5 protein-coding genes are annotated in these 11,154 nt (G+C 43.7%); all 5 read left to right on the forward strand.

From position 1 onward, the window contains the following. The first annotated feature begins 17 nt into the window (after positions 1-17). The 5 genes from rplL to rpoB all read left to right on the forward strand — a co-directional run bounded on the left by rplL (position 18) and on the right by rpoB (position 11,151). The gene (gene rplL / locus GGD38_RS30435; protein WP_081150118.1) at positions 18-392 is read left to right on the forward strand and encodes a 50S ribosomal protein L7/L12; all 375 of its coding nucleotides are present in this window, start codon (positions 18-20) and stop codon (positions 390-392) included. 130 nt (positions 393-522) lie between these two features. Next, the gene (locus GGD38_RS30440; RefSeq protein WP_375303477.1) at positions 523-1,557 is read left to right on the forward strand and encodes a LacI family DNA-binding transcriptional regulator; all 1,035 of its coding nucleotides are present in this window, start codon (positions 523-525) and stop codon (positions 1,555-1,557) included. Positions 1,558-2,241: 684 nt separating this feature from the next. Then, positions 2,242-5,391 carry a SusC/RagA family TonB-linked outer membrane protein gene (locus GGD38_RS30445; protein ID WP_375303476.1) on the forward strand — a complete coding sequence of 1,050 codons (3,150 nt, stop codon included), beginning with the start codon at positions 2,242-2,244 and terminating at the stop codon, positions 5,389-5,391. Between the two features lie 25 nt (positions 5,392-5,416). Next, the gene (locus GGD38_RS30450; RefSeq protein ID WP_375303475.1) at positions 5,417-6,967 is read left to right on the forward strand and encodes a RagB/SusD family nutrient uptake outer membrane protein; all 1,551 of its coding nucleotides are present in this window, start codon (positions 5,417-5,419) and stop codon (positions 6,965-6,967) included. A gap of 380 nt (positions 6,968-7,347) precedes the next feature. After that, entirely contained in the window at positions 7,348-11,151 is a 3,804-nt protein-coding gene (rpoB, locus tag GGD38_RS30455) for a DNA-directed RNA polymerase subunit beta (RefSeq protein ID WP_375303474.1), read from the forward strand. Positions 11,152-11,154: the final 3 nt, after the last annotated feature.

The following is an 11,154-nucleotide window of genomic DNA, read 5'->3' on the forward strand; positions in this document are numbered from 1 at the left end:
GGGAAAAATTTACAACAATGGCAGATTTAAAAGCATTCGCAGAGCAGTTAGTAAGCCTGACTGTTAAAGAAGTTAACGAGTTAGCTAAGATCCTGAAAGAAGAATACGGTATTGAGCCTGCAGCTGCTGCTGTAGCTGTTGCTGGTCCTGCTGGTCCTGCTGCTGCTGCTGCAGAAGAAAAAACTGCGTTCGACGTTATCCTGAAAAACGGTGGCGCTAACAAACTGAACGTAGTTAAAGTGGTTAAAGAATTGACTGGTCTTGGTCTGAAAGAAGCTAAAGACTTAGTTGATGGCGCTCCAAAACCAGTTAAAGAAGGTATCAGCAAAGCTGATGCTGACGCTCTGGTTGCCAAGCTGAAAGAAGCTGGCGCTGAAGTTGAAGTTAAATAATTGAACTTTCAATTAAGCTATATTAGCCCCGGTGTTTACACCGGGGTTTTTTTATATATGGGGGAAATCCATTTTTGTTAGTTTTATTTTCATAGTTTAGTAGTCTCCTTTATATAACATATAATCAAATATGAAAAGGGTCTCCCTCAAAGATATCGCTCGCATTGCTGGTGTTTCGCCCTCCACTGTTTCGTTCGTATTGAATGGCAAAGCAAAACAAATGCGTATCAGTGAAACGCTTGCCAGTAGGATCATGGAGGTTGCTAAAACTGAAGGGTACCACCCCAATCCGGTGGCTGTGAGCCTGCGAACCGGAAAATCACAAATACTCGGTTTAATAGTAGAAACCATTTCTGGTAACTTTTTTGCCTCCCTTTCCCGCATCATAGAGGATGAAGCTGCAAGGTTTGGCTATAAGGTTGTTTACACAAGCACCGAAAATAACCGCCAAAAGGGTAAAGAATTGATCGGAATGCTTTCCCAGCGCCAGGTAGACGGCTATATCATCACACCTACGCCCGGTATGGAACAAGACATCAAAGAACTGATCGCCGATAATAAGCCAGTTGTATTGATGGACAGCTACTTTCCAGGTATAGATGTGCCCCATGTGTTGGTTAATAACTATGAAGGCGTAATGAAGGGTATGGCGCACGTGATAGAAAAAGGATATCGCCGGATAGGTTTTGTTACTGTCGACCTCGACCTGGTGCAAATGGAAGATAGGCTAAAAGCTTATCAGGACAGTATGAGCAAGGCTGGGCTGGATACAGACAACCTTGTGCTTACTTTAAAATATGAAGAGGACAAAGAGCAGGGGATTGAAAGTGTAACCAGCTTTATTAAAAATACCCCCGACCTGGAAGCTGTGTTCTTTGCTACCAATTACCTGGGTTTACTAGGATTGGAAAGTATTCACCGGTTGGGTTTAAAACTGCCCGATGACCTGGCTATGATCGTTTTTGACGACCACGATGTGTTTCGCCTGTACCCACCTGGTATTACCTGTATACGCCAGCCTGCTGAAGAGATTGCCAAAACAGCCCTGGAGCTGCTTATGGAGCAATTGGGAAAAGGAAACAATGGCGGCGAAAGCAAAATTGAGATCTCACCAGGATTGGTTATCAGGGGTACTACCGAATACGTTCAAAAAGTAAACAAATAGATACTTAGCATTTACAAAAGATGATAGCAGGCTATATGCCTGTTATTGCGTCTTCTTTTTATATAACCATACACTGGTTACTAAGATTTCCATATACATACCTTCACTTTTAGTATTCCCTTTAGCCATAACCGGCTAGTGTAGTCTATTCTACAATACATACACAATTTGCGTTTTTTAGCCAGTTAAAGTTTAGCAGAGAGTTAGCCATAAATATTTTGCAAAAACGTTTTAGAATCACTAATTTTATTCTGAGAAACGATTTTCATCCCAAAAGTTTTTGCCATTGGCATATTGCTAATTCGAAATGCAATTGCCTGTTCATTTATTGTCTTTTTTAGTATAGCCTGAACTACAAGAATAGCCTGGATTACAAAAATTACAGTAGTCAATTCTGCCCTGGACAAATCTGCCCTTGAAAATAGGTAGGGTACCTGTGTGTAAAAACGGTTATAGTTTTTACGTGGGTTACTTATGTACCAAACTGTCCACACACCTCTTAACCTTAAGTATGGTAAACCTGGAGTTTGTTTTACAAAACTCCCTGTGTGCGCATGAGCATATGCGAATGGATCTTTAAAACCTTCTGTGAATTTTATTGTGTTGTTAGTAATGTGATGCAGGAAGGTCTTTTGCTAAAAAGCTATAACGATGTAGTATTTATTCATAAACCAAAACTTGCGTATGAAAAAGCAGTTTTATTTTGTCGGGCGGCTATGTCTGCTAAGTTTCCTCGCACTTTTTATTTCAATTCTGGCATTTTCTCAAGGCCGCAGTATCAGCGGTAAAGTGACCGATGCAAAAGACGGTGCGCCATTGCCTGGCGTATCGGTTCAGGTAAAAGGCCAGTCAGCTGGGTCTACCACTGACATGAATGGTAGCTTTACCCTGAATGTTACTCCGGGTGCAACGCTTGTGTTTACACACACAGGTTATGAAAATTTTCAGTTAAAGGTGGGTAATGAAGAAACGCTGAATGTTCAATTACAGTTAGGTAAGGGATCAATGAGCGAAGTAGTGGTGATTGGTTATGGTACTGTAAAGAAGAAAGATCTTACGGGTTCGGTTGGTTCGGTAAAAGCTTCTCAATTACAGGAGCGGCCAGCAGCTTCGGTGAACGAAGCTTTATCGGGTCGTATTGCAGGGGTACAGGTAACCACCAACTCGGGTAGGCCAGGTGGGGCAACCAGAATTCGTGTACGTGGTTTTAGTTCCATCAATTCATCGAACAACCCGCTTTATGTAGTAGATGGGGTATATATACCCATTGGTAACCAAACACTCAACAGTAACTCTATTGACTATATTAACCCAAATGATATAGCGTCTGTAGAAGTATTGAAAGATGCATCGGGTACAGCCATTTATGGAGCGCGGGGTGCAAACGGGGTAGTACTTATTACAACCAAGCGTGGTACTAACGGACCTGCAAAAGTTACTTATGATGGTAACCTCAGTGTGCCTACAATTGGTCCTAAAAGAGTGCATATGCTGAATGCACAACAATACCTCGATCTTGAGGATCTGGCATATGACAATATTAAAACGTATGACCCGGATGGTTGGGCTGCCGGTACCTACTCATCGGCAGTAGACCCAAGAGTGAAAAGAAAAAGTTTGCCAACCATGTTTGATGCCAACGGCAAACCTTTATATAATACCGACTGGTTGAAAGAATCATTACAACATAAGCTTTCACAAAATCATCAGATAGGAGTAACCGGTGGTAGTAACAATAATTTATATGGATTGTTCCTGGGGTATCGCGATGATAATGGTTTGCTGCTCAATTCTTACCTGAAGCGTTATTCTGCCCGGTTTGTTCTTGACTTGAAACCCAAAGACTGGCTTCGCATGGGTGGTAGTGTAAGTTACAATAATCAGGAGGAGAATCTGGTAGATCAGGGTACCGGTGGGTTGAACTCTGTGCGTATGATCACAGAAGCATTCCCTTTCCTGCCTGTTAAATTTGAAGATGGCACCTGGGGCGATAACTATTTGTACCCCGGTGCAGAGGGTGGTAGTAATCCTGTGCACATCATGAATGATAGAAAATATATAGTGAATGTGCAGAATATGCTTGGCCATGCTTACGTAAATCTTTTACTTGGAAATGGCTTTGACATTAAAAGCCAGGTGGGTGTAAGCGTGGTTCAAAGACAGGAGAACCAGTTTAGCAGCCGTACGCTGCACAATATCTCCATGGCCCAGAATGGTACAGCCAGCATTTTTGATAACCGCGAAATTTACTGGTCATCAGAAACATTCCTGAACTATACTAAAACGATAAAAGAAGATCACGCTATCAATGGTTTGATTGGGCTTTCATGGCAGGGAACAAATTATGCGTCGGTGAACGCCAGCTCACAAACTTTTTCAACCGATTTTTTCCAATACTACAATTTGGGGGCAGGAAGTACGCAGAATGCATCTGCTTCGAACAAAAGCGGCTTTGCTTTCAATTCGTACTTTGGCCGTTTGAACTATGGGTTCAGGGAAAAGTACCTTGTTACTTTCACAGGCCGTGTTGACGGTAGCTCAAAATTTGGCGACAATCATAAGTTCGCTTTTTTCCCATCGGCAGCCGTGGCCTGGAATGCATCGAACGAAGATTTTATCAAAAGCAGCAAAACCGTTTCGCATCTTAAACTACGTGTTAGCCATGGTTTAACCGGTAACTCTGAAATTGCTCCTTATTCATCGGATGCTTTATTAGGTTCATATACTGCCATCTTTAGCAATGCCAGGTTCTCTGGCGTGGGAGCCAACAGATTAGGCAATCCTGACCTAAGATGGGAAAAAACAGCGCAAACAGATGCCGGTGTTGAATTGGGTTTATTTGAAAACAGGATCAGTTTTGAGGCCGATTGGTACTATCGCAAAACAACCGATATGCTGTTGGAGTCGCCTTTACCAAGATCTACCGGTTATCCTTCACTTATGAAGAATATTGGCAGCATGGAAAATAAAGGGATTGAGTTGACCTTACATACTGTTAATATAAAGAACCAGGACTTTTCGTGGAACACCACTTTCAATATTTCCCTGAACAGAAATAAAGTGCTGTCACTGGCAACACCTGCACCTATCTTCTCTGGCAATCCAAACTTCTTATCAAACACAGGTATCATTCAGGTAGGACAGCCGGTAGGTTCGTTTTGGGGTCTTGTGCGCCAGGGCGTATGGACAGATGCCGAAAGGGCTGAAGCAGCCAAATATTCCAGCTATCGTGGTGGTAAACCCATTTTGCCCGGCGATTTAAAATACCTGGATGTAAACGGTGATTATGCTATTAATGATCTCGACAGAATGATCATTGGTAATGGTAATGCCAAAGGCTGGGGTTCGTTCAACAACAGTTTCAGCTATAAGAATTTAGATCTGTTAATTGAGATCGGCTATATGTACGGAAACGATGTGTTGAACCAAACCAAACACTCTGGTGAAGACAGAACAGGTATTGCCAATAGCTTTAGCTCGGTGCTCGATTATTATCAACCCGGCAAGAATAACAACAATACAATGATCGCAACCACACGCGATACAAGGGCCGGTTATGTTACAAATGTGGATACCCGTTGGATAGAAGATGGTTCCTTTATTCGCGGAAAGAATTTGCTATTGGGCTACAATTTCTCAGCTAATACATTAAGTAGGTTAAAGATCAGCAAACTGCGTGTTACAGCTTCGGTACAAAACTTCTTCCTGAAAACCAAGTTCTCGGGTAACGATCCGGAAGTAACTACCTACAGCAATGCATTTGCACAGGGGCAAACATTTTTCGATTATCCCAAGCCAACTACTTACATGCTTGGAATCAGCCTTGGATTATAAATAGTAAATGTTTAAATAAGCTCATATGAAAATTCATAAAATAAATTCGCTATATCTCTTTCTTATATGCGCTTTTGCGGTAACAAGCGTTGGTTGTAAAAAATGGTTGGTTGAGCAGGATAAAGATCCATCGAACCTTACACCAGATATATATTATACACTGCCAGGGCATGCCGATGCTGCAATAGCCGCCGCTTACGCACAAACCCGGTTTATAGGTAATGGCGCCGGCATATTCGCCAATAATTTTTCCATGCTCGAAATGCCCACTGGTACAGCCAAAACCGAAACGGGGCAAAATACTGACCTGAATAACCTGATTGGCCTAAGTTATAATGGCGAAAATGTATTTATTCTTAACTGGTGGACCGGCTTATACAGTGTAATTGCACAAACCAACCTGGTATTGGATAGGGTGCCGGGTATAAAAATGGATGAAGCAAAAAAGAAACAGATATTGGGCGAAGCGCAGTTTTTGCGGGCATGGTCGTATTTTTATCTGGTACGTTTGTGGGGCGATGTACCTTTACATACTACCTCAGTTTTAACAGCGCTCGATCCAAAAGTCTATTCAAGCCGTACTTCAAAAGACTCTATCTATATGCAGGTGGTGACCGACCTGAAGGCTGCTGAAGCTTCCGGACTGCCCTGGACCGATGCCAGCGGACGCGCTTCGCTTGGTGCTGTTAAGTCGTTACTGGCAGAGGTATATTTAACAATGGCCGGGTATCCAATAAACAAGTCTGAATATTATAAGTTAGCTGCTGAAAAAGCGAATGAAGTAATAACCAGCGGTAAGTTCAGCCTGTTTGCCAATTATAACAGCCTGCACGATGAATCATTGGAAAACGTGCAGGAGCAAATTTTTGAAATTCAGTACCTGGGCGGGGTTGCTAATAATGGGAACCAGGCTATACTGTTACCGAACTTCAAAGATGTTTCGGCCTATGATACCGAAGTAGGTTCTACCACACCCAGCCCACATTTCGTTAATTCATTTGAGCCGGGTGACCTGAGAACTGTTGACCGCCAGGGCTTCTTTTACACCTCCTATTATTCTGGTGGGGATGGCGCGTTGAAAACATTGAGTGCCCCATATATTTATAAACATTTTGATGCCGGCGCCAATGGTACATCGGGTAAAAAAGGAACTGCCAACAGTGGTTTAAACTGGATGAATATGAGATATGCGCAGGTGCTTTTAACTTTTGCCGAAGCGCAAAACAAAGTAGGAGGGCCTACCCAGGAAGCGCTGGATGCATTAAAAAAGATCCGCGACCGGGCTGGCTTAACAACCGGCAACCTGAGTAGCTATAACCAGGCTTCTTTTGAGCTGGCGGTTTGGCGCGAACGCTGGCATGAACTCTGTTATGAGGGCGTAACCTGGTTCGACATGGTTCGCCTTAAAAAAGCATACAACATGACTTCAAACAGCTTTGAGAACTTTGCAGGGTATAAATTCCCTGATAATGGACCTTCGCTGGCAGAAAAGCATTTGTTGTTCCCGCTGCCTACTTTGGAGATGCAAAATAATCCCAATTTGAGGCCGCAAAACGATGGGTATCCCGGTATTTAGTGAATAAATAAAATCAATATTTCAAGCCGCAAAGTTCAAACCTTTGCGGCTTTGTTTTTATCTTTACGGCCTGTCGTTTTAACCTATCCTTTACTCCTTGGTGACTGTCTTTCTGACAAACTTCCGGTCTGATTTTTGGCCATTAATTTCTTGTTTTGTAAGGTATATTCCTTACCTTTGCCCTCATTTTTTCACAAAAGCTAATTAGCAGGGGTACGTTGTTACATGGCCAATTTTACATAACTGCCTCTTTTTTAATTCTTTGGGATTTTAACCTTCACAGTTCAACTTGAACAAAAAGGCTTGAAATTCTCAAGGAAAATTTTTTTTGTGTATAGATGTTGTCGTACGAATAATTAAAAAAACCGGTTTTAAGCAATATGTCTTCAACAAAACTGTCAACCAGGGTCAACTTCGGTAAAATCAAAAATCTTGCTGATGCACCTGACTTACTCGAAGTACAAATTCAATCTTTTAAAGAATTTTTCCAATTAGAGACCACGCCCGACAAGCGTAACATTGAAGGGTTGTTCAAGGTGTTTAAGGAAAACTTCCCAATTACTGATACACGAAACATATTCGTGTTGGAGTTTTTGGATTACTTCATTGACCCGCCGCGTTACACCATTGAAGAATGTATGGAGCGCGGATTAACGTACGCGGTTCCTCTTAAAGCTAAATTGAGGTTAAGTTGTAACGACGAAGAGCACGTAGACTTCCAGACAATCGTTCAGGACGTGTTTTTGGGTAACATCCCTTATATGACCCCACGTGGTACCTTCGTTATCAACGGAGCTGAGCGTGTGGTTGTATCACAATTACACCGTTCACCTGGTGTATTCTTCGGTCAGTCAATTCACCCCAACGGTACTAAGATCTATTCTGCCCGCGTAATTCCTTTCAAAGGTGCGTGGATGGAGTTTGCTACCGACATCAACAACGTAATGTATGCGTACATCGACCGTAAGAAGAAATTCCCGGTTACCACGCTGTTGCGTTCTATCGGCTACGAAACAGATAAAGACATTCTTGAACTGTTCGGTATGGCCGACGAGGTGAAAAGCGATAGAAAATCATTACAAAAATATCTTGGCAAACGCCTGGCTGCCCGCGTATTAAGAACATGGGTAGAAGATTTCGTGGACGAAGATACCGGTGAGGTTGTGTCTATCGAAAGAAACGAGGTAGTGCTTGAGCGCGATACGGTGCTTGATGAAGAAGCGATAGATATGATCGCCGACATGGAAGCGAAGAGCGTATTCGTGCAAAAAGAAGATGTTGGTGGTGACTATGCAATCATCTACAACACCCTTAATAAAGATACTTCAAACAGCGAGCTGGAAGCCGTTCAGCACATCTACCGCCAATTGCGTGGTGCCGATGCGCCGGATGATGAAACAGCCCGTGGTATCATTGATAAATTGTTCTTTAGCGATAAGCGTTATGATCTGGGTGAAGTAGGTCGCTATAAGATCAACCGCAAATTGTTGCTTAATCAGCCGCTTGATCAAAAAACACTGACCAAGGAAGATATCATCGAGATCATCAAATACCTGGTTCGTTTAACCAATGCTAAAGCTGAAATTGACGATATCGATCACCTGAGCAACCGTCGTGTACGTACCGTAGGTGAGCAGTTATATGCTCAATTCGGTGTTGGTTTGGCCCGTATGGCCCGTACCATCCGCGAAAGAATGAACGTGCGCGATAATGAGGTGTTCACACCGGTTGACCTGATCAACGCCAGAACGTTGTCGTCAGTTATCAACTCATTCTTCGGTACCTCTCAGTTGTCGCAGTTCCTCGACCAAACCAACCCGCTGAGTGAGATCACTCACAAACGTCGTATCTCCGCACTCGGACCCGGTGGTTTGAGCCGTGAAAGAGCTGGTTTCGAGGTTCGTGACGTACACTATAGCCACTACGGCCGTTTGTGTACCATTGAAACTCCTGAAGGTCCGAACATCGGTTTGATCTCTACGCTTTGCGTACACGCGAAGATCAACGAAATGGGCTTTATTGAAACACCATACCATAAAGTAGAAGGTGGAAAGGTTGACCTGAAAAAGCTCACCTTCCTCAGTGCTGAAGAAGAAGATAACGCCAAGATCGCCCAGGCAAGCTCGCCGCTCGATGAAAAAGGAAACTTCGTGGAAGAGAAGATCACTTCACGCCAAACCGGCGACTTCCCGATCCTTGAGAAGAGCGAAGTGGAGTTCATGGACGTAGCGCCTAACCAGATCGTAGGTTTGAGTGCATCACTGATCCCGTTCCTGGAGCATGATGACGCCAACCGTGCGCTGATGGGATCAAACATGCAACGTCAGGCAGTACCGTTGATTCGCCCTGAAAGCCCAATTGTGGGTACAGGTTTGGAAGCAAAAGCTGCCCGCGATGCCCGTGTACAGATCCTTTCTGAAGGTGAAGGTGTGGTAGAGTACGTTGATGGTAGTGAAATTCACGTTCGCTACGACCGTACCGAAGCTGACCGTTTGGTGAGCTTTGAAGATGACCTTAAAGTATACAGACTTACCAAGTTTATAAAAACCAACCAGGAAACCTGTATCAACCACAAACCTGCTGTTAGAAAAGGACAGCGCCTGAAAAAAGGCGATTTCCTTACTGAAGGTTATGCAGTACAGGGTGGTGAACTGGCGCTTGGCCGTAACCTCAAAGTGGCGTTCATGCCATGGAAAGGGTACAACTTCGAGGATGCCATCGTAATCAGCGAAAGAGTAGCCAAAGAAGACCTGTTCACTTCTATTCACATTTCTGAATATGAACTGGAAGTACGTGATACCAAACTGGGTGAAGAAGAGCTGACTCCGGATATTCCAAACGTATCGGAAGAAGCTACCAAAGACCTGGATGAAAATGGTATCATCCGTTTGGGTGCCGCCATCAAAGAAGGCGATATCCTTATCGGTAAGATCACTCCTAAAGGTGAAAGCGATCCTACACCTGAAGAAAAACTGTTACGCGCCATCTTCGGTGATAAAGCCGGTGATGCCAAAGATGCTTCTTTGAAAGCGCCAAACGGTGTTGAAGGTGTTGTGATTGGTAAAAAACTGTTCCAACGCGCTAAAAAAGATAAGAACGCGAAGATCCGTGAGAAAGCTGCATTGGAAAAGCTGGAAAAAGTGCACGAGAAGAACGAAGAAGACCTGAAAGAAGAATTGTTGAACAAACTGCAAACGTTGTTGAAAGACAAAGCTTCTGCCGGTGTAAACAATAACTTCGGTGAAGTGCAAATTGGTAAAGGCGCTAAGTTCAATCCAAAGAACCTCGGTGGTATCGATTACCAAAACGTTAATCCGCTGGGTTGGACAGGTGATGCTTCTATCGATGATGCTATCAACACCTTGTTGCACAACTACAATATCAAGTATAACGAAGAACTGGGTAGATATAAGAGAGAGAAGTTCAACATCTCTATCGGGGATGAATTACCTGCCGGTGTGTTGAAACTGGCTAAAGTATACCTGGCTGTTAAGCGTAAGCTGAAAGTGGGTGATAAAATGGCCGGTCGCCACGGTAATAAAGGTATCGTTGCCAAGATCGTGCGTGCTGAAGACATGCCGTTCCTGGAAGACGGAACTCCGGTTGACATCGTGTTGAACCCACTTGGTGTACCTTCCCGTATGAACCTTGGCCAGATTTATGAAACTGTATTAGGTTGGGCCGGTTTGAAAATGGGAGTGAAGTTCGCTACGCCGATCTTCGATGGTGCTACTACCGATGAAATTGCACAAAACATCAATAACGCAGGTTTGCCAAGCTTTGGCCATACCCACCTGTATGATGGTGAAACGGGCGACCGCTTCCACCAGAAAGCAACTGTGGGTGTGATCTACATGATCAAACTGCACCACATGGTTGACGATAAAATGCACGCGCGTTCTATTGGACCCTACAGTCTTATTACACAGCAACCGCTGGGTGGTAAAGCTCAGTTCGGTGGTCAGCGTTTTGGTGAAATGGAGGTGTGGGCACTGGAAGCTTATGGTGCTTCAAACATCCTGCAGGAGTTGCTCACGCTTAAATCGGATGATATTATCGGCCGTGCAAAAACCTACGAGGCTATTGTTAAAGGCGATAATATTCCAAGAGCCGGTATTCCTGAGTCATTCAACGTATTGGTGCATGAATTGAGAGGTCTGGGTCTGGATCTGAAGTTCGAATAATAG

The sequence above is a fragment of the Niastella sp. OAS944 genome (assembly GCA_024809215.1).
Taxonomy (GTDB): domain Bacteria; phylum Bacteroidota; class Bacteroidia; order Chitinophagales; family Chitinophagaceae; genus Niastella.